The 25,002-nt window shown below is 70.4% G+C and carries 19 protein-coding genes; 8 read left to right on the forward strand and 11 right to left on the reverse strand.

Going from position 1 to position 25,002, the window contains the following annotated elements; genetic code table 11:
* Positions 1-114: 114 nt before the first annotated feature.
* The 3 genes from AB0N66_RS31950 (at position 115) to AB0N66_RS31960 (ending at position 6,049) form a co-directional block, all read left to right on the forward strand.
* Entirely contained in the window at positions 115-3,006 is a 2,892-nt protein-coding gene (locus tag AB0N66_RS31950; RefSeq protein ID WP_365441563.1) for an AAA family ATPase, read from the forward strand.
* A gap of 82 nt (positions 3,007-3,088) precedes the next feature.
* Positions 3,089-3,586, forward strand: coding sequence for a hypothetical protein (locus AB0N66_RS31955; RefSeq protein WP_365441565.1), 498 nt, complete (start codon positions 3,089-3,091; stop codon positions 3,584-3,586).
* Positions 3,587-3,688: 102 nt separating this feature from the next.
* Positions 3,689-6,049 (forward strand): glycoside hydrolase family 95 protein, encoded by a 2,361-nt coding sequence (locus tag AB0N66_RS31960; protein ID WP_365441567.1) that lies wholly within the window; start codon positions 3,689-3,691, stop codon positions 6,047-6,049.
* Positions 6,050-6,122: 73 nt separating this feature from the next.
* Here AB0N66_RS31960 and AB0N66_RS31965 read toward each other — a convergent pair whose 3' ends face one another.
* On the reverse strand, positions 6,123-8,102 hold the full coding sequence (locus AB0N66_RS31965; protein WP_365441569.1) for a peptidoglycan recognition family protein: 1,980 nt from the start codon (positions 8,100-8,102) through the stop codon (positions 6,123-6,125).
* Between the two features lie 294 nt (positions 8,103-8,396).
* The gene (locus tag AB0N66_RS31970) at positions 8,397-9,539 is read right to left on the reverse strand and encodes an aminoglycoside phosphotransferase family protein (protein WP_365441571.1); all 1,143 of its coding nucleotides are present in this window, start codon (positions 9,537-9,539) and stop codon (positions 8,397-8,399) included.
* A gap of 234 nt (positions 9,540-9,773) precedes the next feature.
* On the opposite strand from AB0N66_RS31970, the gene AB0N66_RS31975 reads away from it, so the two are divergent.
* Positions 9,774-11,273, forward strand: coding sequence for a hypothetical protein (locus tag AB0N66_RS31975; RefSeq protein ID WP_365441573.1), 1,500 nt, complete (start codon positions 9,774-9,776; stop codon positions 11,271-11,273).
* Positions 11,274-11,335: 62 nt separating this feature from the next.
* Here AB0N66_RS31975 and AB0N66_RS31980 read toward each other — a convergent pair whose 3' ends face one another.
* Positions 11,336-12,802: a SpoIIE family protein phosphatase gene (locus AB0N66_RS31980; RefSeq protein ID WP_365441575.1), complete on the reverse strand. Its 1,467-nt coding sequence runs from the start codon at positions 12,800-12,802 to the stop codon at positions 11,336-11,338.
* 281 nt (positions 12,803-13,083) lie between these two features.
* Positions 13,084-13,767, reverse strand: coding sequence for a TetR/AcrR family transcriptional regulator (locus tag AB0N66_RS31985; RefSeq protein WP_365441577.1), 684 nt, complete (start codon positions 13,765-13,767; stop codon positions 13,084-13,086).
* 120 nt (positions 13,768-13,887) lie between these two features.
* On the opposite strand from AB0N66_RS31985, the gene AB0N66_RS31990 reads away from it, so the two are divergent.
* Positions 13,888-14,940 carry a medium chain dehydrogenase/reductase family protein gene (locus AB0N66_RS31990; RefSeq protein ID WP_365441579.1) on the forward strand — a complete coding sequence of 351 codons (1,053 nt, stop codon included), beginning with the start codon at positions 13,888-13,890 and terminating at the stop codon, positions 14,938-14,940.
* 77 nt (positions 14,941-15,017) lie between these two features.
* Here the strand turns inward: AB0N66_RS31990 and AB0N66_RS31995 are convergent, their stop codons facing one another.
* From AB0N66_RS31995 to AB0N66_RS32010, 4 genes are all read right to left on the reverse strand, one after another.
* A complete protein-coding gene (locus AB0N66_RS31995) occupies positions 15,018-16,043 on the reverse strand; it encodes a Gfo/Idh/MocA family oxidoreductase (protein ID WP_365441580.1) in 1,026 nt (341 codons plus the stop codon).
* Positions 16,044-16,095: 52 nt separating this feature from the next.
* Entirely contained in the window at positions 16,096-17,193 is a 1,098-nt protein-coding gene (locus AB0N66_RS32000) for a chemotaxis protein (RefSeq protein ID WP_365441582.1), read from the reverse strand.
* Between the two features lie 133 nt (positions 17,194-17,326).
* Positions 17,327-17,851 carry a DUF4232 domain-containing protein gene (locus AB0N66_RS32005; protein ID WP_365441584.1) on the reverse strand — a complete coding sequence of 175 codons (525 nt, stop codon included), beginning with the start codon at positions 17,849-17,851 and terminating at the stop codon, positions 17,327-17,329.
* Between the two features lie 237 nt (positions 17,852-18,088).
* Positions 18,089-19,780 carry an alpha/beta hydrolase gene (locus tag AB0N66_RS32010; RefSeq protein WP_365441586.1) on the reverse strand — a complete coding sequence of 564 codons (1,692 nt, stop codon included), beginning with the start codon at positions 19,778-19,780 and terminating at the stop codon, positions 18,089-18,091.
* Between the two features lie 290 nt (positions 19,781-20,070).
* Here AB0N66_RS32010 and AB0N66_RS32015 point away from each other — a divergent pair, with 290 nt between their 5' ends.
* Entirely contained in the window at positions 20,071-20,766 is a 696-nt protein-coding gene (locus AB0N66_RS32015) for a chaplin (protein WP_365441588.1), read from the forward strand.
* Positions 20,767-20,921: 155 nt separating this feature from the next.
* Here AB0N66_RS32015 and AB0N66_RS32020 read toward each other — a convergent pair whose 3' ends face one another.
* Entirely contained in the window at positions 20,922-21,449 is a 528-nt protein-coding gene (locus AB0N66_RS32020) for a GNAT family protein (RefSeq protein ID WP_365441590.1), read from the reverse strand.
* 170 nt (positions 21,450-21,619) lie between these two features.
* Between AB0N66_RS32020 and AB0N66_RS32025 the strand changes: the two genes are divergently transcribed.
* On the forward strand, positions 21,620-22,474 hold the full coding sequence (locus AB0N66_RS32025) for a GNAT family N-acetyltransferase (RefSeq protein WP_365441592.1): 855 nt from the start codon (positions 21,620-21,622) through the stop codon (positions 22,472-22,474).
* Here AB0N66_RS32025 and AB0N66_RS32030 read toward each other — a convergent pair.
* Entirely contained in the window at positions 22,471-23,715 is a 1,245-nt protein-coding gene (locus AB0N66_RS32030) for an MFS transporter (RefSeq protein ID WP_365441594.1), read from the reverse strand. The two genes, AB0N66_RS32025 and AB0N66_RS32030, sit on opposite strands and share 4 nt — an antisense overlap.
* A gap of 60 nt (positions 23,716-23,775) precedes the next feature.
* Here AB0N66_RS32030 and AB0N66_RS32035 point away from each other — a divergent pair, with 60 nt between their 5' ends.
* Entirely contained in the window at positions 23,776-24,159 is a 384-nt protein-coding gene (locus AB0N66_RS32035; RefSeq protein ID WP_365441596.1) for a MerR family transcriptional regulator, read from the forward strand.
* Here the strand turns inward: AB0N66_RS32035 and AB0N66_RS32040 are convergent.
* The gene (locus AB0N66_RS32040; protein WP_365441598.1) at positions 24,152-24,901 is read right to left on the reverse strand and encodes an MBL fold metallo-hydrolase; all 750 of its coding nucleotides are present in this window, start codon (positions 24,899-24,901) and stop codon (positions 24,152-24,154) included. The genes AB0N66_RS32035 and AB0N66_RS32040 overlap by 8 nt on opposite strands.
* Positions 24,902-25,002 lie beyond the last annotated feature (101 nt).

A 25,002-nucleotide genomic window follows, 5' to 3' on the forward strand; every position in this document is an offset into this window, starting at 1 on the left:
TTGCGGTCGAACAGGAGCGCTCCGGACCGCTCCCCGCGTACGCTGAGTTGCCTGTAGGCCACGGTCCGCACCTGCTCCCCGCGCCGGCTGCGCCACCGTGGCAGGGGGTACGCCATGGGGCAGCGCAACGCACGGAACAGAAGGACGCTTTTCGAACGTGAGAGTGAACTCGCCGCGGCCGACGAGGCGTTGAGCGAACTCACCGGACCGCGCGGGGACGGCACCGAACCGCCGGGGTGTCCCCGTGGCACGCTCCTCGCCTTCGCGGCACGCGCAGGACTGGGCAAGACGACGCTCCTCGCCGAGGTCCGTCGCCGCGCCGCGGCCAAAGGCTGCACCGTGCTGTCCGCCCGTGGCGGTGACCAGGAGCAGCGCGTCGCCTTCCACGTCGCCCGCCAGCTTCTGCAACCGCAGCTCGCCGGGGCCGCGGAGTCCGAGATCCGGGCCTCGCTGGGGAGTTGGTACGCGATCGTCGGCCCGGCACTCGGACTGTGCGCACCGGCCGAGGGCGCCCCACCCGACCAGCAAGGCCTGCGTGACGGACTCGACTGGGTGCTGACCCATCTCGCCGTGCAGCGCGCTCCGATGGTGCTCGTCCTCGACGACGCGCACTGGGCCGACCCCGAATCACTGAGCTGGCTCGCCGCGTTCGCGCCGCGCGCGGAGGAACTGCCGCTGCTTCTGGTCGTCGCCTACCGGCCCGAGGAACTCCCCGACCACGCCGAGGCGTTCCGGGGACTGCCCGGGCGCGCGGGCCAGCGGCCCCTCGGCCTCGAACCGCTCAGCGCCGCGGCCGTCGCCCATCTCGTACGGGAGGATCTCGGCGCCCAGGCCGACGAAGCGTTCTGCCGCGAATGCTGGGCGGTCACCGCGGGCAATCCGTTCGAGGCGGTCGAACTGACCGCGAAGGTACGCGACCGCGGACTGGCCCCGACCGAGGCCGGCGCGCATCTGCTGCGCGACCTGGCGGCTGCCGTCAAGGGCAGTGGCCTGGTCGCCCGCCTGGAGCGGCTCGGCACCTCGACCGTGCGGTTCGCCTGGGCCTGCGCGGTCCTTGGCACCGAGATCCATCCGACGCTCGCCGCCGCCGTAGCGGGCCTCGGCTCCGAGGAGGCCGCCGACGCGGCCGACGCCCTGCGCGGCGCCCGCATCCTCACCGGCGCCGACACCCTGGAGTTCGTGCACCCGCTCATCGCCACCGCCGTCTACCGCGCGATCCCCGGCGGCGTCCGGGTGGCCCTGCACGGACAGGCCGCCTGGTGCGTCGTCGACGAGGGGCTCGGCGCGTCGGCCGCCGCACGGCACCTCATGGAGAGCCACCCCGACGGCGACAACTGGGTCGTTCAGCAACTGCGCGCCGCCGCCCGCGAGAACCTCCGCGCGGGCGCCCCCGACGCCGCCCGCCGCTACCTCGCCCGCGCCCTGCGCGAACCGCCGCCCTTCGAGGACCGCGCCGCCGTGCTGTACGAACTGGGCTGCGCCTCCCTGCTCACCGAACCGGCGACCACGGTCAACCACCTGCGCGCCGCACTCGAAGAACCCATCCACGACCCGGAGTTGCGCCACAACATCGTCTACCGCCTCTCCCAGGTCCTGGCCCACAGCGACCGCCTCACCGAGGCGTCCGAGACGCTCGCTCGCGAGATCCCCGTGACCGGCGACGCCCGGGTGCGGCTGCGCCTGCAGTCCGAGCAGTTCATGTGGGACGCCTTCCGCGCCGACGAACCCGACTCACCTGCCCGCTCCCGGCGCCTGGCCCGCCTCGCCGACCGGCTGACCGGCCGCGATCTCACCGAGCGCTATGTCATCGGCCTGCGCGCCTGGGACGCCACCCTGCGCGGCGAACCCGCCCCCGTCGCCCTCCACCACGCCGAACGCGCCCTCGCCGGAGGGCTCGGCTGGGCCGAGGCAGACCGCGGGTTCGAGGTGCCCGTCCTGGTCGCCCTCACCTTCATGTTCGCGGACCGGCCGGGGCGCACCGAGGAACTGTTCGCCACCGGGATCGCCGACTTCGAATCCCAGGGCTGGCACGGCGCCCACCTCTCCTTCGGCTACACCCTCCTCGCGTACGTCCGCTACCGCCGCGGCCGGCTCACCGAGGCCGAGGACTTCGCGCGGGCGGGACTCAGGCTCGCCGAGCGCGTCGGGCCCGGCACCCCCGTGCACTGGTACGCCGTCGGCGTCCTCATCGAGATCCTGCTCGCCCGCGGCCGGATCACCGAGGCCGCGCAGACCGGCGAGGACCACGCCTTCGGCGCGCCCTTCCCGGCCGCCGTGACCTTCCCCGACGTCCAGACCGTGCACGGTGAGCTGCTGCTCGCCCGCGGCTTCACCAAGGACGCCGCAGCCGAACTGGCGGCTGCCGGGCGCCGCCTCGACCCGCGCGGAATGCGCAACCCCGCCTGGTGCCCCTGGCAGCTTCACCTCGCCCGCGCCGAGAGCCACGACGCTCCGGAACGCGCCGTCACCACGGCTCTCGAAGCGGTGAACCGCGCCCGCCAGTTCGGCGCCCCCTCGGCGGTCGGACAAGCACTCCGTGTCGCCGCCGAGGTCTCCTCCGGCGCGACCCGCGTCAAACTCCTCGAAGAGTCCGTGAGCCACCTGGAGCGCTCCCCGGCCGCTCACGAACTCGGCTGCGCCCTGATCGCGCTCGGCACCGAACTGCGCCGCGCCGGACGCCCCGTGGAAGCCGCCGAACACCTCTACCGGGGGCTCGACGCGGCCGTCCAGTGCGGCGCCGACGGGCGGGTCCAGGAGGCCCGTGACGAGCTGGCCGCCGCCGGTCTCGGGCCGCGCCGACCGCACAGCACCGAGACGGAGACGCTCACCTCCCGTGAGCGCACCGCCGCCGCGCTGACGGTGCGGGGCCGCACTCCGGCCGAGGTCGCCGCGGAACTGCACACCGACGAGCCGACCGTCGTACGGCTGCTGTCGGCGGTCTACCGGAAGGTGGGCACGGAGCGTACGGGACTCGGTGCCGCGCTGGGGGAGCGGACGGCTCGCTAGGGCCTGGGAACAGCCGTCCGCGTGGCCGCTCGCAAGGGCGCCCCCGGGGCTCGGTTCACGCCCGTGCACGTACCATTGCGGCATGTCCTTCCTCCGCCGCCGCAGCGCCACACCCGCCGGGCCCGACTTCGATGTTCTGGCCATGGACCCGGGCGACTGGCCGGGCAATCTCGGCGCGGGCCTGCTGCCCGCTCCCGACGGCAGCTGCCAGGGCGTCTTCCTGCGCTACGACCTGTTCGGCGGCCGCGGCCCGGCGATGATCATCGGCAATCTGCCGGAGGGCTCGCCGGCTCGTGACGTTGCCGAGGACGAGGTCCCCTTCGAGGTGGCCCAGCTGTTGCTCGCGCTGGAGAACGACGAGGAGGTCACCGTCGTCGGCACGGAGGACATGCCGGTGATGCAGGGGGACAACCTTCTGATCGTGCGCCGTCTCAAGCTCTCCGAGACCCGCATCTCGTGCGTGCAGTTCGACCGCAGCGACAAGGTGCTGGTCACCATCGCCGCCTGGGACCGCCCCATCACCGACGATCTGTACGCACTGCTCAAGCCGCTGCCGGCGGAGCTGTTCCAGCAGGGCTGAACCGTCCCAAAGCGGCCTCTTCCGGGCCGTCGGCGTTCGTGGATCTGTACGGGTTGTCATGACCCTTGTCGGTCAGACATCGGACCATTACCGTCCGATGGCATGTCGCATGAGATATCCCGAAGAAGCACGCTCAAATCCGCACTCGGCGGCGCGGGGGGTCTGGCGCTGAGTGGGGGAGTCCTCGCCCAGTCCGCCGACGCTGCAGATTCCTCCGATGTCTCCGAGGTCCCTGTCGGCTTAGCCCTCTGGTACGCGGCCCCCGCAGCGGACTGGGAGCGCGAGGCCCTGCCTCTCGGCGGCGGCGCGCTCGGTGCCATGGTGTTCGGCACCCTCGCCACCGAGCGGCTCCAGTTCAACGAGAAGACCCTGTGGACCGGCGGCCCCGGCTCGCGACAGGGCTACGACTTCGGCAACTGGCGCACGCCCCGTCCCGGCGCGATCACCGCCGTACAGGAGCAGATCGACGCCGAGACCAAGCTCGACCCCGTCGCCGTCGCCGCCCAGCTCGGTCAGAGCAAGGCCGGATTCGGTGCCTACCAGACCTTCGGCGACCTCCACCTCGAGCTGCCCGGCACTCCGACGGAGACCCCCGACTCCTACCGTCGCACCCTCGATCTGCGCGAGGCGGTCGCCACCGTCACGTACACGGACGATCAACAGGCCCGTCACCACCGGGAGTTCTTCGTCTCCCATCCCGACAACGTCATCGCGGGTCGCCTCACCGGCGGCGTCAGCGTCACCCTGCGCTACACCTCGCCCCGGGCCGACTTCGCCGCGACCGCGAGCGGCGACCGGGTCACCGTACGCGGCGAACTGGTCGACAACGGGATGAAGTTCGAGGCGCAGCTCCGCGTACGGCAGGAGGGCGGCAGCCTTGTCGCCAACCCCGACGGCACCTTGACCGTCACCGGGGCGAAGAGCGTCTGGTTCGTGCTGGCCGCGGGAACCGACTACGCCGACTCCTACCCCGACTACCGCGGAACCGACCCGCACGCGAGTGTGGCCAAGACGGTCAACAGCGCTTTCGGCAAAGGCTATTCGGCACTCCGGGCCCGCCATGTGCGCGACCACCGTGAGCTGTTCGACCGGGTCGCGCTGGACATCCGGGCGGAGGTCCCCGACGTTCCCACGGACCAGCTGCTCGCGGGCTACACGGGCGGGGCGAGCGCCACGGATCGCGCCCTGGAAGGTCTCTTCTTCCAGTACGGCCGCTACCTTCTCATCGCCTCCTCGCGCCCCGGCTCACTGCCGGCCAACCTCCAGGGCGTGTGGAACCAGAGCACCGCGCCACCCTGGTCGGCGGACTACCACGTCAACATCAACCTGCAGATGAACTACTGGCTCGCCGAGGCCGCGAACCTCGCCGAGACGACAGCGCCGTACGACCGATTCGTCGAGGCCCTGCGCGCACCCGGGCGGCGTACGGCCGAGGAGCTGTTCGGCTCGCGCGGCTGGGTCGTGCACAACGAGACGAATCCGTTCGGCTTCACAGGTGTGCACAACTGGGCGACCTCCTTCTGGTTCCCGGAAGCGGCGGCCTGGCTCACCGGGCAGCTGTACGAGCACTACCGGTTCGGCGGGTCCACGGACTACCTGCGCTCCACCGCCTACCCCGCGATGAAGGAAGCCGCCGAGTTCTGGCTCGACAACCTGCGCGTCGACCCACGCGACGGAACCCTCGTCGTCACGCCCAGCTACTCGCCCGAGCACGGGGACTTCACGGCAGGCGCGGCGATGTCGCAGCAGATCGTGCACGACCTGTTCACCAACACGCTGGAGGCCGCTCGGATTCTGGGCGACAGCCCGGAGTTCCGCGAGCAAGTGGCCGGAACACTCAGTCAGTTGGATCCGGGGCTGCGGATCGGTTCATGGGGGCAGCTCCAGGAGTGGAAGTCGGACCTGGACGAACCGGCCGACGACCACCGGCATGTCTCGCACCTCTACGCCCTCCACCCGGGGCGGCAGATCGAGCCCGGCAGCCAGTGGGAGGACGCCGCGAGGGTCTCGCTCACCGCGCGCGGTGACGGCGGAACCGGCTGGTCCAAGGCCTGGAAGATCAACTTTTGGGCGCGGCTGCGGGATGGCGACCACGCCCACAAGATGCTCGGTGAACAGCTCAAGTCCTCGACGCTGCCGAACCTTTGGGACACTCATCCGCCGTTCCAGATCGACGGTAACTTCGGCGCGACGTCCGGGGTCGTCGAGATGTTGCTGCAGAGCCAGCACGACGTCATCGAGGTGCTCCCCGCACTGCCCGCCGCCTGGCCGGACGGATCGGTGCGCGGTCTGCGCGCCCGCGGCGGCGCCACGCTCGACATCGACTGGGCGGAGGGAAAGGCCACGCGTATCACGCTGACCGCCTTCCGGACCCGTGAACTCACCGTACGCAGCGAACTGCTGGAGGGGGGCGAGGTGGTTTTCAAGGCGGTCGCAGGTCGGCGCTATGTCTGGAAGGCATAGTGCGGCGCGAGTGATCGTGCGGCTGGGGACGAGGGGGCCGGGTCCGTGCGTCCAGCGGATCCGGCCCCCGTCATCATGAGGCCGAGGAAGCCACCCGCGCATCCGCGGCGCGCACGAACGCCACCCGATGCCCGAACTGGATCTCGTAGTACATGTCCTTGCCGATCACGACCTTGTGTGGTGCCGTGTCGAACGTCGGCGCGTAGAAGTACTCGCCCGGCACCTTCTCACCGACCGCGTACTCCTGGCCCGCGAGCAGTTTGTACGGCAGGGGCGAGACCGACTGGACAGGTACGCCCGCCGGGTACGCCTCCTTCTCCGGGTAGGCGCGCCCGTAGACGGGGATCTCCGAGAGCCCTGTCCTGGGCGTGACCACGAGCCCCGACGCGTTCACCGCTGTGGGCTGCTTGAGCGGGTTCTTGAACCAGGCCTTCTGGCCCAGGTACCAGATCGCCGTCCAGTCGCCGTCGCGGTCGGCCACCGCGTACCGCTGCCCGGTGGAGACCCGCGAGCCGACGTCGTTCACGTCGATCGTCGAGGCGGCGCCGCCCGGTCGCAGACCGATGTCCTTGATCAGGGGCGAGTTCTCGTCAGCGGCGCTGTAGAGGCGTACCTCGCTGGAACCGTGCACGGCGCAGGGCGAGCCCGCGGTGACACAGCCCGTGTACGTGGGCCGGTTCTTGGCGAAGTCCGGCAGTACGGTCACCAGCCCGCCGCCGGCCTTCGCCGTGCTGCGGAAGGGGTGGCCGAGCAGCGTGAAGTAGTGCTGCCAGTCCCAGTACGGACCCGGGTCGGTGTGCATGCCGGGGATGGTCGACGTCGTCGTGCCCGGAACGTTGTCGTGGCCGAGGATGTGCTGCCGGTCCAGCGGAATGTCGTACTTCTTGGCGAGGTAGGCCACCAGCCGGGCCGAGGCCCGGTACATCTCCTCCGTGTACCAGGCGTCCGGCGAGGCGAGGAAACCCTCGTGCTCCAGGCCGACCGACTTGGCGTTGACGTACCAGTTGCCCGCGTGCCAGGCCACGTCCTTGGCCTTCACATGCTGGGCGATGTGACCATCGGTCGAGCGAAGGCTGTAGTTCCACGACACATAGGTCGGGTCCTGGACCATCTGCAGGACACCGTCCCAGGTGCCCTCCGTGTCATGGATGACGATGTACTTGATGCTCTGCGAGGCGGGCCGGTCGCCGAGGTCGTGGTTTCCGTAGTCGCCGTCGCCGAACTCCTCGTACGGCGCCGGGATCCACTCGCAGGACACCGTCGTCGGGCACTCCGTATTGGCCGCGGAGACCGTACGCAGCCCGGCTTGCCCGAGCTGCGCGGTGTCGGGGCTCAGTCCGGGCTGAGCCGGCAGCTGAACCCGCTGACCGGCGTCCGTGGTGCGCTGTTCGCCGCCGCGGATCACTTCGTATACGTCGTCGGCGTACGTCGCCGCCGTCGAGCTGTCGTCCGCGCCCGAGAAGCGTGCCACCGCCCCGTACCAGTCGGCGGCGTCGTTGGTCAGCGGCTCGCCGAGGTCCCGCTGTGCGGCGGCGAGGAGTGCGGCGCCGCCGGCCACGTTCGCGGCCGTGTCCGTACGCAGCTGCTCCGCCGGGAGGCCGGTGAGCTCGGCCGCCTTCGTCAAGGTCTTGAGGCGGGCGGGGAGTTCGGAGTTCTCCGGCACTGTCGTGTCGGGGTGCAGGGCCGCGCGCGAGCTGTCGCCGCGGGCGTCCTCCGTGCCCTCGCTGTGGTGCGGCGCCTCGGCGATCGCCGTACGCGCGTCGGTGAGGTGCATGGGGCCGTAGCCGCCGCTGACGCTCGGCGCTCCGCCGTGCGCGTCCCAGCGGGACTGCAGATAGGAGACGGCCAGAAGCACGCTCTGCGGCACCTGGTATTCGGCGGCCGCACCGGCGAAGGCGCTCTGGAGCTGGGCAGTGGTGGCCTGCGCGGTACTGTCGGAAGGGGCCGCGCCGAGCAGTGGCAGCAGCAGCGCCGCCGAGGCGACGGTGCCCGCGGTCCTGCGCGCGCGTCTGTGTCCGGGGATGGTTCTGGGATCGGTGGCGAGTCCTCGCAAAGCAGCCTCCTGGGACGGTCGAGCGCGGTGGGGCGTGCGGGGCCGAACGTGCGTCAGTGGTACAGGCTCTCCGACGATCCGTCAATCATGCCCAGGCGCAGACGATTTCCCATGTCAGGGAGGGGTGAAGAAGATTTCGTGGCGGCAACGAGGCCGCCTGCGGAGCGTCAGTGGCGTGGACCAATAACCCGGTTGGGGGACGCGTGACCCGAACCCGACCTGAGGGACACCCCGACATGACGAAGGTCCGCGGTGCGCCCCTGTCCAAGGCGCTACCGCGGACCACCATCCCCGTCAGCGAGTGCCGACCGCCGCTCGAACGGCCCGGCGGGCCATCTGGCAGTCGTCGTGCAGCCGCCTCAGCAGCAGCCGCTGTTCCTCGCCGGACGGCGCAGCACCCGGATGGGCCGGTCCCGTTGCCGCCGGGGTCGCGTCGTGCATCGAACGCTGCACGGCCATCTCGTAGGTGCGAATCTCCCGTGTCAGTACGAGCATCAGGTTCACCAGGAACGCGTCGCGCGCCGCCGGTCCCGCCGACTGAGCGAGCTGGCTGATCTGCCGCCGCGCCACCGGAGCGTCACCGAGGACCGCCCACAGCGTCGCGAGGTCGTACCCCGGCAGATACCAGCCCGCGTGCTCCCAGTCCACCAGCACTGGACCGGCCGGTGAGAGAAGGATGTTCGACAGGAGAGCGTCGCCGTGGCAGAACTGGCCCATGCCCTGGCGGCCCGCCGAGTGCGCGATACCGTGCACCAGTTTCTGCAGATCGCCCATGTCCCGGTCCGTGAGCAGACCCAGCTCATGGAATCGGGAGATCCGCTCCGCGTAGTCCATCGGGGCGTTGAACGTCCCCGCCGGCGGCCGCCACGCGTTCAGCCGGCAGATAGCACCCAGTGCCGCCCGGATGTCCGCGCGGGGCGGGGCCTCCACCGGATGCCGCTGCAGCGCGGCCACCCGGCCCGGCATCCGCTCGATCACGAGGGTGCAGTTGTCCGGGTCCGCCGCGATCAGCCGGGGCACCCGGACCGGCGGCCGGTGCCGCACGAACGAGCGGTAGGCAGCTATTTCATGGCGGATCCGCTCCGCCCAGACCGGGGAGTGGTCGAGTAAACACTTGGCGACGGCCGTGCTGCGCCCGGTCGTGCCGACCAGGAGCACGGAGCGTCCGCTGCGGCGCAGTACCTGGACCGGAGCGAACTCCGGGCAGATCCGGTGCACCGACGCGATAGCCGTGCGCAGCTGCGCGCCCTGAGGGCCGGACAAGTCGAGTCTCCCGCTGAGCGGTTGGGTACCGAGCCCCGGAACGCGCCGCGACCTGCCGGCACCGAGCACGGGGCCCGCCGCCGGACGCGCGGGGTCGAGGTAGGGGCCGCTGCCCGCTGGGCGGGGGTGCAGCGACCGGGGTGGGGCGGACACGGAGGACGATGCTGTGTACATGGGCGAGACAGATCCCTTCGTGTGCCTGCAAGATGTCGCGCTACCCGCCCCGGCTGCCCTGAGTGCACCCTGGGGAATGTCCCTGAGACAACCGGGTCGGGGTGGCGCTTTCCTACCTGACACCGGATGCCCCGTGGCACACCATCTGGCGCACCCTGGCGAACCCTGGCGAATAGTCGCTCAGCAACTGACAGACGGTTACTGTCAATTCAGCCGAGAACCTGGGGGCTTGACGTGAACGGACAACCCAACACTCGTCTGTCGGACCTGTTCGGCCTGGCCGGCTGGTCCAAGGGCGAACTCGCGAGAATGGTCAACCGGCAGGCGGCGGCCATGGGCCACCCCCAACTGGCGACCGACACCTCACGGGTGCGGCGGTGGATCGACACGGGAGAGATCCCGCGCGATCCGGTGCCGCGAGTGCTGGCAGCCCTGTTCACCGAGCGTCTCGGCCGTGTCGTGACCATCGAGGACCTCGGTCTGGTCCGGCACGGGCGCGTGGGGAAACGGCAGGGCGGCGGGAATGTGGAACATCCCGACGGAGTGCCGTGGGCGCCCGAGCGGACTGCTGCGGTCCTCACCGAATTCACGGGAATGGACCTCATGCTCAACCGACGCGGCTTGGTGGGCGCGGGTGCCGCGCTTGCCGCGGGCTCCGCACTCAGTACTGCCATGCACGAGTGGCTCCACACCGATCCGGCCCTCGTGGCCGACGCCCCCGATTTCGACAATCCCCTGCACGCCGACCCCGCTGGGTTCGACCGCTACGAGGCCGCCCCCATCGGGTCGCAGGAGATCGAAGAACTGGAGCGCTCGGTCGAGGTGTTCCGGGCCTGGGACGCGGCCCGCGGCGGCGGGTTGCAACGCAAGGCCGTGGTGGGCCAACTCAACGAAGTAGGAGGAATGCTCTCCTACCGACACCCCGACCATCTGCAGCGGCGCCTGTGGGGCGTCGCCGCCAACCTCGCCGTCCTCGCGGGCTGGATGTCGCACGACATCGGCCTGGAGCCCACGGCACAGAAGTACTTCATCATCGCCGCCCACGCGGCCCGCGAGGGCGGTGACCGGCCCCGTGCCGGGGAGGCGCTCTCACGAGCGGCTCGCCAGATGGTGCATCTGGGCCGACCAGACGACGCACTCGACCTGATGAAGCTCGCCAAGTCCGGTTCCGGCGACGAGGTGTTGCCCCGCACCCGGGCCATGCTCTACACCATCGAGGCCTGGGCACAGGCCTCCATGGGCAAGGGCCAGGCCATGCGGCGCACTCTCGGCGAGGCGGAGGACCTGTTCGTCTCCGACCGTGGCGACGTACCTCCGCCGAGCTGGATGCAGATGTTCGACGAGGCCGACATGCACGGCATGCAGGCCCTTGCCTACCGCACCCTCGCCGAACACGAGCCGGCCGCGGCCGTCACCGCGCAGCGCCATGCGAAGGAGGCGCTCAAGCTGCGTGAGTCGGGACGGGAGAGGTCACAGATCTTCGACCACATCTCCCTGGCGTCCGCCTGCTTCATCGCAGACGACCCCGAACAGGCCGACCGGTACGCGCGACTGGCCCTGACGTCGATGGGGGCCAACTCCTCCCACCGCACCTGGGACCGGCTGCGCGAGATGTACCGGCTCACCGGGCAGTACTCCAGCTATCCGAAGATCCACGAACTGCGTGAGGAGATCGAACTCGCCCTCCCCAAAGGCACGTTCAAGCCGAAGGGTGGCAACAGCGCGCGGGCGTAGGCCCAGCGGGCAGGACGTAGGTCCGATGGTGAGGGGTCGACCGGCACCGTGACGGTCGTTCGTCAGGGGCCGACCCTGGCCACGAGCACGCAGGCGTCGTCCTCGCGCTCGGTCTCACCGAATTCCTCGACAACCGTCCGCACACAGTCCTGGGCCGTGCGGGCCTCGCCGAAGCGCGGGGCCAGGGCCAGCAGCCTCGGGACGGCCGCCGTTCCTTCGCTGTTCTCGGCCTCGTTCGAGCTGGGCGACCCCCATCGCCGGGGCACCAGTCCGTCCGTGTGCAGGAGCAGCAGGTCGCCGTCCTCGAGTGTCTCCTCGGCCTGTCCGTAGGTGGCACCCGAGGTCGCCCCGAGCAGCACGCCGTCCGGTGCTGTCAGCATGCGCCCCGTCCCGTTGCGGAACAGCAGTGGGGCGGGGTGTCCTGCCTGTGCCCAGGTGAGGGTGCGGGTCTCGGGCCGATAGCGGCAGCAGACGGCGCTGCCGAGGGCCGGTTGGACGGAGGTGTCCAGTAACTGGTTGAGCCAGGACATGAGTTGACCCGGCTGGGTGCCCGCCATGGCCATTCCGCGCAGGGCGCCGATCAGCATCGCCATGCCCGAGGTCACGGAGACTCCGTGACCGGTGAGATCGCCGACGCTCAACAGCGTTTCCCCGCCCGGGAGTTCGAGTGCGTCGTACCAGTCGCCGCCGACCAGTGCGCTGCTGGACGACGGCAGATAACGGGCGGCTAGGTCCAGCGTCTCGGGGCCACGCTGCGGGAACCGCAGGGAGCCACGCCACGGCGGCAGCACGGCTTCCTGCAGCTCGACCGCGAGCCGGTGCTCGGTCTGCGCGATGTGCCGCTGGCGCTGCAGCGAGTCACGCGTCTCGCTCACCGTCCGCTGGCTGTGGCGCAGTTCGCTGACGTCGCGCAGCACGGCCCACATCGAGACGGTGCCACCGTCGGCGTCGAGCACGGGCTCGCCCATCATGTGCACGGTCCGCACCACGCCGTCGGGGCGCTGAATGCGGAACTCTCCGTCGATGGGCTTGGCGTCGATGAGGCAGTCCGTGACCATCGCCGTCAGCAGCGGCCGGTCCTCGTCGTGCACCAGTGACGGCAACTCGTCGAGCGTGAGCGGGGGAGCGGCCGGGTCGCGCCCCAGGATCTCGTAGAGCTCCCCCGACCAACTGGCCTCGTCCGTCAGCAGATTCCACTCGGCGCTGCCGACCCGGCTGAGCAGTGAGCCGCGCCGGGGTGTGGCCGGCACGGCTCGGACGGCGGGGACGGGTGTGGGTGGGACGGGTGCAGGAGAAGGGCCGTCCCGTAGCTGGGCCAAGTGCTCGTCGAGGTCACTGAGTTGATGCAGCGCCAGATTGCACAGCGCACGCTGCCAGCGTCCCTGCGGGTCCTCGTCGTCGGCGGGCGCTTCCCGCCGTACGGCGTCCACCTCGCCGCGCAGCTGCCGCGTCTGCGAAATGAGCGCGTCGACCGTGCCGCGCTGGGGCGGCTGGGCGGCTGAGCGGTCCGCAGAGAGATGGGAGGGCATGACGTACTCCGATGCGGGGACGGTACGACCAAAGGCTGACGGAAGGACCGTTACGACTCTCGCACAGCCTGCGACGCGCTGTAAGGGATTTGGCAACACACGATACGGTGGTGCATCTGGCATATGCCACTGTCCCCGAGGGGTGCTTGCCCGGCCCGCGATCGGTCCGTGTCCTGCGTGGTCAAGTCGTAGGCGGTGTACGTGACTTGGTGGCGTTCGGGGCTACGCCTGCACGCTACTCATTCTCTTGTTCGAGGGTCGTTTGTGCTAGCCCCTCCGTGTTACGGAATCTGGCGCACGAAGTCCTGTACCTCGGCCTCGTAGAGGGGAGCCGGGTCGATGCCCATCGAGGAGAAGTTGCCCTCGATCTCCAGGCTCACCAAGCCGTGGAAGCGGGCCCACAGAATCGTGGCGCGTGAGGCGATCGCCGCCGTGACGTCCTCGATTCCGTGGCGCTTCATCCACTCCTGGAACTGGGCTGCCGCACCCTCGGGAACCGCGGTGTCCCCCTGTGCGAGGGCGCTCACCACGTCCAGTACGACGGTCATGGCCGGCTGCGATGCCTCGACCAGGCTCGTCGACTGTGCGTCGTAGCCCGACAGGGGTGCGCGGAACAGCAGCCGGTAGCGGTGCGGCTCGGCCAGCGCCCAGGCCCGGTACGCCTGTGTGACCGCGGTCAGGCGGACGGCCGCGTCCGTCGCGGCGTTGTCAGATGCGCGGGCGAGCGTGTTCGCCAGGTCTCCGTAGGCGTCGATGACCAGCTCGGTGAGCAGGCTGTCCCGGTTGGTGAAGTAGCGGTAGAGCGCCGGGCCCGTCATGCCCACCTGTTTGGCGATGGCGTTGAGCGACAGTGCCTCCGGGCCGCCTTCGGCCAGCTGTCGCAGTGCCGCTGCCTTGACTTCCTGCCGTACCTGCGCACGGAACCGATCGCGCGGGCCGGGCTTCGTCCGGCTCTCTGCGGCCATGGCCATCGCCTCTTCGTCTGCTGTGGGTGGTCCTTGACTTACGGAATATAGAGGAGCAAGCTTTCATTAGAACCTATCACGAACACATGAAGCTATTACGAAATGAAGGAGCCTGACCTCATGGACAACGAGACCGTCGCCGACGTGGTGACCGAAGTCGTTCTCCCCGGCGTCGTGGAGCCGTCCGGCCTGGAAATCCGCACCCGTCCCGCGGCACAGCCCGGTGCGGGTGAGGTCGTACTGGCCATGGAGGCCTCCGGGGTGTCGTTCGCCGAACAGCAGATGCGCCGCGGCAAGTACTACGACCAGCCGCCGTTTCCCTTCGTCCCCGGCTACGACCTGGTAGGCGTCGTCGTCCGGGTCGGCGAGGGAGTGGACGCCTCGCTGATCGGCCGCCGGTTCGCCGCGCTGACGAAGGTCGGCGGCTGGGCCAGTCAGGTCGTGCTGCCTGCCACCGACCTGGTCGAGGTTCCCGGCACACTGGACCCCGCCGACGCCGAGACGGTGGTCGTCAACGGCATCACCGCCTGGCAGATGCTGCACCGCATAGCCAAGGTCCGTGCCGGGCAGACGGTGCTGGTGCACGGAGCGAACGGAGGCGTGGGCTCGACCTTGGTGCAGCTGGCCACCCACGCGGGCATCCGTGTGATCGGCACCGCCTCGCCCCGCCACCACGACGCGGTGCGCGCGCTCGGTGCGACGCCACTCGACTACCGCGCCGCCGATCTGCCCGCCAGGGTCCGGGAGTTGGCACCGGACGGCGTCGACGCCGTCTTCGACCACGTCGGCGGTGACGGGATCGTCGGCTCCTTCGGCCTGCTGGCCGCGGGCGGCACGCTCGTCTCGTACGGCAGCGCCGCCACCCGGGACATCGCCGGGTCCTCCAAGCTGCCCATCCTCAAGCTCATCGGGCGGCTGTTCCTCTGGAAGCTGCTGCCCAACGGCCGGCGGACGCACTTCTTCAACATCTGGGCGGGCAAGCGCCGTTCGGCCGCCTTCCACTCCCGACTGCGCACTGACCTCGGGCATGTCTTCGCCCTGCTGGCCGATGGTTCCATCACCGCACAGGTCGCGGCCCGCATCCCGGTCAGCCAGGCCTCGGAGGCCATGCGGCTGGCGGAGTCCGGCACGGTCACCGGCAAGGTGATCCTCGTCCCCGACACCCACGCCTGAGCAGCGCAGTTACCTGCTTGCCTGCTGCTGCGTGACCTTGCCCCGGTTCACCGGCCGGATCGAGACGGGCGGGGTCGTCAGCGGTTGGCGCGCGCATAGAGTTCCGGGCGCCGGGCGAGTTCGACGGTCACCCGGCCGCCGCTCTCCTGCGCCAGGACTCCCGCCTCGGCGACGGCGGACGCCGCGTACCCGTCCCAGACGCTGGGTCCGGTGACCCGGCCCTCGCGGGTGGCGTTCACCCACGCCTGCACCTCGCGGTCGTAGGCGTCCGCGAACCGTACGAGGTAGTCCTGCGCCACCTCCTCGTACGCGCCGCCACCGGTCGTCACGACCATCGTGTGCCCGTCCCCGATCCGCGCGCTCCCGCTCTCACAGACCGCCTCGCACCGCACCTGGTAGCCGAAGCCGGAGTTGACGAAGATCTCCACGTCGACCAGGGCGCCCTCCGCCGTCTCGAACAGCACGAGCTGGGGGTCGAGAAGACCCTCCGGGGCGTGCGAGGTCGGGCGCGGACGCAGCACCGTCACGGCCGTGAGCTCCTGGTCGAGCAGCCAGCGCGCGGCGTCGATCTCGTGCGAGACGGAGCTGTTGACCAGCATCGCGGTGGTGAAATGAGGCGGCGAGGAGACATTGCGGTGCGTGCAGTGGAGCATCAGCGGACGGCCCAACTGCCCACTCTCCAGCAGCGACTTGAGACGCTGGTACTCGGCGTCGTACCGGCGCATGAACCCGACCTGCGTCAGCCGCCGGCCGAGCCGCGCCTCGGCCTCCACGACCCGCAGCGCGCCGGCCGACTCCGGAACCATCGGCTTCTCGCACAGCACCGGCAGGCCGCGCGCGAAGGCCGCGAGCAGCGCCTCCTCGTGCGCGGGCCCGGGGGACGCGATCAACACGGCCTGTACGCCGGGTGCGTCGAGCGCGGCCGTCGCGTCGGCGTGCACCGAGACGCCGTCGATTCCGGCCACGGCGTCCTTGACCCGCTCCGTATCGGGATCCGCGACCGCGGCGACCCGAGCGCCGCTCACCACCCGGTCGATTCGCCGTATGTGGTCGGCACCCATGTGTCCCGCACCCAGGACCGCTACACCCAGTAGTTCACTCACGCGCTCCGCACCTTTCCCGCCGGCAACTGGGGATCATTGTCGGCCGGGGAGATCAGTAACGCAGCACCCCTGCGATCCCTTTCGCGTCCCCGAGGCTGCCGTCGGGGACGAAACGTACCTCGGCGCCGGTCTCCAGACACTGTTCGACGATCTCGTCGACGATGTCCTCGCGGGCGTCCAGATCACCGCTCTCGGCCGGGACGAGATGGTCACCGCCGTCGTCACGTACCGTCACGCGGAAGTTCTCCTCGACGGCGAGCAGTTGGACGCGGCCCTCACCCGCGCTCTGCCACACCTCGTCGACCCCGGCGGCGAACGCCTTGCGGCTACGCGCCGATTCGAGTTCCTGCGCCACGGCGTCGACGTCCTTCTTCTCCTCGGCGCTGATCAGCGGACGTACCGCCTGCCACACCGCGTCGGGCGTGCCGTGCGCGAGGCCGCCGTGCGGGATGTGCGCCGCTTCCTTGGTGACGGTGCCGATCTCGTCTAGGAGGGAGAGAGCGGCGGTCTCACCGGTGACGTACAGCCGTCGCGGATGCTTGCGCAGGACGGCGCTGACGGCGGTGTCGGCGTCCCGCAGGAAGTGCCGTGTCTGCTCGTCACGGAAGGAGCTGGGCAGGTTGCCGACGCGTTCCTGGCGCTCGGCGTCCGGGTCCTCCAGGCTCCGCGTGAGCGGAAAGCCCCCGGAGTGCTCCTCGACGACACGGTCGACGCCGCCGTTCCACAGCGCGATGCGGTCGGCCGAGACCGAGAGCACCCAGAACGGCCGCTCGGAGGCCTGTGCGGCGACGAGATTGCGGGTCAGGAAGGTGTCCGAGAGCACCACACGCTCCGGAACGGTGCGGGCCAGCGACCAGACCTGGTGTTCGCCGGGCGCAGCGAAGATCGCCAGGCCGTCCTCGGCGTGCGTCAGATCGATCTCCGCGAGGGCCCGGTCGAGCTGTTCGACGAGGTCCAGCCGCCGTTCGCGGGTGACCGACGGATCCGCCTCCAGCTGCTTCTTGGCCTCGGCCACCACATTGCGCAGCCGGACCGGATCCTGGGCGTTGTCGGGTTCGCGGCGGTGGGTCGGCGTCAGCACGGAGACCGCGGGATAGGGCCGGGGCCTGCGCAGTTCGGTCAGGGTCGCGGGACTCAGTGCGTGCTCCATACCTGCACGATAGGACTAATTCGCTTATCGGGCACTTGGTGCATTTGATCGTGCGGGACCCCGTGGAGTTCTGCGGGGTCCCGCACCACCTCCGCGCCCGGACCACATGGCTACTTGCGCGCTGCCGAGTGCCCTACTTGAGCCCGAGTGCCTTGTCCGCGGCGGCCACCGACGGCTTCCACCACGTCGTCACCGGCTCCCACACCAGGACCGCGTCACCGGCGCCCAGCTCCGGCGCGGTGAAGGTACGGCCGAACCGCGAGGGGTCGGCGGAGACGGTGATCGAGTCCACCCGGCGGGCCTCGGGGTCGGCAGGGTCGACGATCGCGCGTACGGCCGCGTACGCGGTCTTGCCCGCGCCGATCCGGTACGGCCCGCTCTCCCCGGCGGGCACCGGCAGGGCCGCGCCGTCGAGGTCCCCGAAGGTGACGGTCGGGATGCGGTCGACGGTGCAGGTCCGCTGGGAACGGTTGGTGACACTGATGTGTACGACGGTGGCGTTCGCGGACTGGTGTGCCGCAAGGGTGAGGGCCATCTCCGGGCAGGCGGCGACCTTGGTGGCGGTCGGGGTCTGGGCTACGGCGGCCGAGCCCTGAGGCGCGGCGACGAGCAGCGCCGCGGCGGCGGTCGCGAGGGTGAGGACGGGACGGATACGCATCGGTGGTGTTCCCCCTGTGAAGCTGCGATGGGCATGTAGAAGCTGTGCCGGGCATGTATACGGGTGCTGCGGCGTGCCCGGTCGAGGCGACGCCTGCCCAGTGTGACGGCCGGGAAGATCGAGGGGTTGTAGCCGATCTGTCCGTGTTACACGGCTGTTGCATTTCCTTGCGTTCGGTTCTCGCACGAGCCCCGGGCTTCAGTCTCCGGAGTCCGGCGGCCCGCATGGGCCCGGGGTTCAGTCGTCGGAGTCAGGCGGCCCGCACGAACTGCCGTTGTCCGGCAGGGAGCCGTACAGCAGGAAGTCGTCGACCTTCTGGTGCACGCACTTGGAGGACGCGTACCCGGTGTGACCGTCGCCCTTGTTGTCCAGCACGACGGCCGACGAGCCGAGCCGCCCGGCGGTCTCCAGGGTCCAGCGGTACGGAGTCGCGGGGTCGCCGCGGGTGCCGACGAGGAGCATCTTGGGGGTGCCTACGTCGCGGACCTCGTCGCGTATGTAGTCGGTGCCCTTGGGGCGGCCGTAGCACATCAGCACCTGGGTGAGCCGGTACTCGCCGAAGACCGGGGACACCTGCGCGTACTCGGTGCGCAGTTTGTCGATCTCCTTGGTGACCTGGTCGGCGGAGGGCCGGTCGGGGTCGTCCGCGCAGTTGATCGCCATCAGGGCGGCCGGGAGGTTGTCGATGGGGACGTCCACCGGGTCGACAAGGCCGCCGTCCGGGCTGGCCGTCACGGTCAGTTCGTCGTCCTTCCGGGCTGGCGCGGCCGATCCGCTGTCCGTCTTGGCTGCCGTGGACGTGTCGTCGTCCGGTTGGGCTGCCGCGGCCGTGCCGCCGTCCGGCTGGGCTCCCACGGCGGTGCCGGGGAAGGCCGCGCCACCCGACAGCTGCATGAGCCAACGGGTGTCGCCGTCCTGGAGCAGGGAGTTGAGGGCCTGCTCCAGGGTGGGCCACATCTGGCGGCTGTACAGCGCCTGGCTGATGGCGCCCACGAGGTCCTGGCCGGAGAACTCCTGGCCGAAGTCGGCCGGGACCGGGTCCGCGTCCAGTGAGCCGATGAGTTGGACGACCTCTTTTCGGGCGCTGCGCGGATCCTGCCCGAACGGACAGGTCAGGTCCTTCGTGCACCAGGTGAGGAAGTCGTCCAGCGCGGTCTGCTGCCCCTCCGCGCCCACCAGTCCCTGCTCGGCCAGCGGTTCGGTGAGCGTGTCCACGCCGTCGAGGACCAACCGGCCCGTCTTTTTGGGGAACTGGGCCGCGTACACCGCGCCCAGACGCGTTCCGTAGGAGAAACCGAGGTAGTTGAGCTTCTTGTCGCCGAGCGCCTGACGCATCACGTCCATGTCCCGGGAGGCGTTGACCGTGCCGATGTGGCGCAGTACGGGCCCCGAGTGCTTGGCGCATTCGTCCGCGGCTCTGCGCATCGCTTTGAGGGCGTCCTGCGGATCGCTGCTGTCGGCGCTGTCGTCCGTCGTGCCGTCGCCCTCGTCGGCACCCTCGCCGCAGCTGACCGGTGAGGACTGGCCGACGCCTCTGGGGTCGAAGGTGACCACGTCGTAGCCGTTCGTCAGGCCCATGAAGTCCTCGCCGCCGACGGCGAGTTGGGGTATCCCCGCACCACCGGGTCCACCGAAGTTCAGCAGCACCGAACCCCGTGACTTTCCCGTCGCGCGATAGCGGGCCAACGCCAGGTCCAGTGTTCCGTCACCGGGGTTCGCGTAGTCCAGCGGGACGGTCACCTTCCCGCACTGCATGTCCTTGGGCATCTCGTAGCCCTTGCACGCGGACCACTTGATCTTCTGGCCGTAGAAACGGGACAGGTCGGGAGCGTCGGCGGCCGTCGCCACCGAGGGCAGTCCGGCCGCCAGCAGGGCCAGCGTCACGGTCGTGGCTCCGGCGAACGCACAGCGTTGGTGCACGGACAGCATGCATGCCTCCAGGTATGCCCGGCTGCCCCCTCGCTCACGATAAGCGCGGGTCCCGGCGGTCGCCTCTGGGCGAGCGGAACGGGCCGCGGTGCCTTAATCTGCGCGCCCGCGGGATGCCGACCCACGACCTTTCAGGAGCGTCGATGCCGGTTCCGGGAGCCCCCTCGCCAGTTCGATAAACGTGACGCTCGATGGGGTGAAAGACCGATAAGCCATAACTCGGATGGTTCTCCCGCGTTTTATGGCATGCGGGCGACCGCCCGCGACCATGTCTGGAAGGCAGGGACCCTATGAAACGGGTTACCCGAAATGGATTGATCGTCGCAGTCGCCGCCTCGGGCGCGATGGCCGTGACCATGCCGGCGCACGCCGACTCCGCGGCGGACGGCACCGCGGCGCTCTCGCCCGGTCTGATCTCCGGCAACACCATCCAGCTCCCGGTGCACGTTCCAGTGAACGTGTGCGGGAACACCGTGAACGTCGTCGGGCTCCTCAACCCGGCGGCGGGCAACAGCTGCGCCAACGAGAGCGGCGGCGGGCCCGGGGCGCCCGGAGGAACACGGGGCGGCGGCGGTGCCGGGGCGCCCGGAGGGACGCAGGGCGGTGCCGTCGCACAGAGCAGCGGAAAGGATTCGCCAGGTGTGCTCTCCGGCAACGGCGTGCAGCTTCCCATCGATCTCCCCGTCAACGTCACGGGCAACTCCGTGAGCGTCGTCGGTATCGGCAACGCGGCCATCGGCAACGAGTCCACGAATGTCTCCGGCCGGCCCGACCGCCCGGTCAAGCCCGCCCCGAAGCCGCCCGCCCCGCCCACCAAGGCGCACACGCCTCCTGGCACTCCCCGTCACCAGGCCCCGCCGCAATACGTGGCCTCCCTCGCCGACACCGGCGCGGACCGGACGCTGCCCGCCATCGCCGCGAGCGCCGCCCTGATCCTGGGCGGGGCCGCCCTGTACCGGCGATCCCGGCCGGTCGCGGCCCGCTGATCTCACCCACCACCACCCACCACCCATCGCCCACCGAGGCCGGAAGGCCCATCGGGGAAGGCCCCGTCCGCCCATGGCGGGTGGGGCCTCCTTCGCGTTACTGGGACGGGTAACGCCTCCTTCGCGTCACCGGGACGAGTGGGGCTTCCGCGTCGTCACTGGGACGGGTGGAGATCTTCGCGGAGGATGCTGTAGCGCACCAGGTCACGCCAGCCGCCGTCACGGAACACGACACTGCGGAGCACCCCCTCACGCGTGAACCCGGCCTTTTCCAGGGCGCGTTGCTCAGCGATGTTGCCCACCTCGGTGTCCGCCTCGATGCGCGCTACGACGGTGTGCGCGAAGAGATAGCCGACCAACTGCCGCTGGGCCTCGGTTCCCACACCCCTGCCGCGTGCCTCCGGCAGCAGACCGATGCCCATGTTCCAGTAGTACGAGGGCCGGCCGAAGGAGATCTTCCGCCAGGAGACGAACCCCAGCCGTTCGTCGTCACACACCACCATCAACTGCCCCGCGTCGTCTGTCAGCAGCCCGTGCTCCGCCCACTGACGTCGCCAGCGATGGGGGTCCCACCAACCGAACCACTGAAAGGGCTCCGCCGTCTCCCGGTCCGCCAGGAAGCGCTCCATGATCGGCAGGTCGTCCTCGGCCACCGGCCGCAGTGTCACGCGATCGACGCTCATGAGCGGCAACCCTAAGTCTCGGACCAGGGAGTGTGTATGGCTCTGGCCGAATCGCCTGTAGCGCGCGGTGATCGTCGCGGAGATCGGGAAGGATGCCACGCGTGCGGCCGACCACCGCACAGGCGCACTCGCAATGCGCAGACGCACCCCGCATGAATGGGAGCCCCCACATGACCTCTCCGGGACCCGAAGGCTTTGTCGTCACGCAGGCCTCGCCCGACGACTGGAAGGTGGTCCGCGGGTGGGCGGCGGACGAGGGCTGGAATCCTGGCCTCGCCGACAGCGTGAGTTTCTTCGCGCAGGACCCCGACGGGTTCTTCCTCGGTCGGCTCGACGGTGAACCGGTCTCGGCCATCTCGGTCGTCAACTACGGCGCCGACTACGCCTTCCTGGGCTTCTACCTCGTACGCCCCGACCTGCGCGGTAGCGGCCACGGCATCGCCACCTGGAAGACGGCCCTCGCGCACGCCGGTGACCGGACCGTCGGTCTCGACGGAGTGGTCGCGCAGCAGGACAACTACCGTCAGTCCGGCTTCGAACTCGCCTACCGCACCTCCCGTTTCGGTGGAACCGTCCCTGTGGGAGAGGAGCCGACGGGAGTGCGGCCCGCCGAGGCGGCGGACCTCGCGGCCATCACGGCGTACGACAGCGCCTGCTACCCGGCCGACCGGCCGCGTTTCGTGAAGTCGTGGCTGAGCGGCGCGGGTCACCGTACTTATGTCCGCCGGACGGAGGGACGGCTCACCGGGTACGGCGTGATCCGGCCGGGCCGCGACGCCCTGCGCATCGGACCGCTGTTCGCCGACACCGCCGAGGACGCGCGGGAGTTGCTCCTCGCGCTGGCCGGCGAGGCGGCCGGACGGGAGGTCGCCATCGACATCCCCGGGACGAACGTGGCCGCAGTCGCACTGGCCGAGGAGTTCGGCCTCACCCCTTCGTTCGACACCGCCCGGATGTACACGGGTCCGGTCAGGCCGTTCGCGGGTGAGCGCGTGTACGGAGTCACCACCCTCGAACTCGGCTAGGCGCGTGTGGCGTTGGAGGTGACGGCCGTCTTCGGACGGCTCTCTGTGGGGCGCCGCGCGGGGAAGGCCCGCCGGTGCCCCACCGCCACGACGGCCAGCGCGGCCGCGATCAGGGGCAGTGCTGTCCAGGGCAGGGCTTCGGCGCCCGCACCCTCCAGGACGAGCCCGCCGGTGAGCGAACCGGCGGCGATGCCAGCGTTGTAGACAGTGGTCTGCAGTGAGGTGGCCACATCGGCGTTGACGGGTCCCGAGGCGTCGACCAGCGCGGTCTGGATCAGGGTCGGCGCTCCGCCGAACGCGGCGCCCCACAGGGCGACCGAGGCGAGGAGTACGGCGGGGCTGCTCGCGTACAGCCCCAGGGCGAGCAGGGCGCACGCGATCGTGGCGAGGGCAGCCAGCAACATCGGTCGCAGGTGCGTGTCGACCAGTACGCCGGTGATCCAGATCCCGACGACCGTGGCCACCCCAAACACCAGCAGGACCAGACCTGTGTGGCCGAACCCCACATGCTCCGCGAACGGGGCGACGTACGTGTACATCACCTGGTGTCCCAGGAGCAGCAGCAAGGTGACGGACAGAACGGTCGCGATCCCCGGCAGGGCGGCGACCCGGTGCAAGGGCACGCGTGCACCCGCCGCCTCACCGGGGAAGCCCGGAACCCTCCAGCGCACCCAGACCACGAGCAGCACGGCGATGACCGTCAGCAGCGCGAAGACCGTGCGCCAGCCGAGTGCGTCGGCCAGTGCGGTGCCCGCGGGGACGCCCAGCGACAGGGCGAGCGTGATCCCCGCGAGGACGATCGCGATGGCGCGGCCGCGCCGCTCGGCGGGGACCATGCGGGCCGCGTACCCGACGAGCATCGCCCACATCAGGCCACCCATGACTCCGGCGGCGAGCCGGGCCACGAAGGTGAGCGCGTACGCGGACGACAGCGCGGTGACCGCGTTGCAGCAGGCGAAGCCCACGAGCGCACCGATCAGTACCGGGCGGCGCGGCAGACCGCGCAACGCGGCGGTGAGCGGTACGGCGGCGAGGAAGGAGGCGAGCGCGTAACCGGTCACCAGGAACCCGACGCGCCCCTCCGAGACGCTCAGGTCCGATGCCATCCGCGGCAGCAGACCCGCGGGCAGCAGTTCGGTCATGACGGCGGTGAAGGCGGCCGTGCACAGGGCCAGGAGCCCTGACAGCGGGAGCGCGGCGGCAGGCGTGGTCGTGCTGCCGGCGGGCGGGGCGACGGTCATGGGACCATGCTGAAACCTTCACATCAGTGTGAGGGCAAGGGTGGCTGTCCAGGGGGAGTCATGAAGATCGGTGAACTGTCGCGCCGGACCGGTGTCCCCACCCGGATGCTGCGGTACTACGAGGAGCAGGACCTGCTCCACCCGGCGAGGGGAGTGAACGGCTATCGCGAGTACGGCGATGCGGCTGTCCAGTGCGTCCAGCAGATCCGCGGGCTGCTCGACTCCGGGCTCACCACCGAGATCATCCGCGCCATCCTGCCGTTTCTGTCCGGCCCCGGCGAGATCCATCTCCACCCCGAGTGCCTGACTCCGGAGACCGCCGCGCTGCTGAGCGACGAGATCGACCGCATCCAGAGCCGCATCGACTGCCTGGGCCGCAACCGGGACGCGCTGCGGGCGTATCTGGCGGCGGTCCGGTCCGACCGCCCGGACCGCGTCAGCTAGCCAGTTCCCGCGCGCGCCGCGCGGCCTCGCGCACCGGTCCGTGGTGGACGGGACCGTGCCCGGGGAGCAGCACGTCCGCGGCGAGGGCCTCGATGTGCGCCAGCGAGGCGCGGGCCTTCGCGCGCTCCGCGTCGAACATGGCCGGCAGGAGCTGCGGACCCCGGACCCGTGACGTGGGGTGTCCGCTGACCAGGGCGTCGCCGGAGATCAGGATTCCGGCATCCGGTAGGTGGAAGACACAATGGCCCGCCGTGTGGCCGGGCGTGTGCACCGGAACCGGCCGGCCGGGCAGATCGAGCGCGCCCTCTTTGGGGAACGGCTCGGGCCTGGTCATGTGGACGTCCGCCTTGCCGCCCGACTTGATGGCGTGCAGCGCCCACGGCAGGACGCCGGGACGCCAGGCCTGGCGCATCACCTGGCCGATGCTGACCTGGTGCAGGAACTCCCGGCGTGCGTGCGGCAGTTCGGCCTCGTGCAGGTGGATGGGGATGCCGAAGGTGCTGCTGAGGTACTCGGCCGAGCCCAGGTGGTCGTTGTGCGCGTGCGTGATGAGTACGCCCGTGACTGCCTTGGGGGAGTGGCCGAGCGCGTCCAGTGAGGCCAGGACCGCCTGGCGGTCGCTGGGATAGCCCGTGTCGACGAGGGTGACGGCGTCGCCCTCGGTCAGGATCACCCAGTTCGTGTTGCTGCCGTGGACCAGATGGACTCCGGCGGCCACCTCGACCATTGCCCCGTCGTGCATGGGCTTCTCTCCAGACGTCTGAGAACTTTCCCGGCCGGGTGTGGCCGTGTCAGGGCGAAGGTATCGCGCCTGCCTGAGAGCGTTTCGACCGCACTCGGTCC

Source organism: Streptomyces sp. NPDC093544 (assembly GCF_040683495.1).
Taxonomy (GTDB): Bacteria; Actinomycetota; Actinomycetes; order Streptomycetales; family Streptomycetaceae; genus Streptomyces.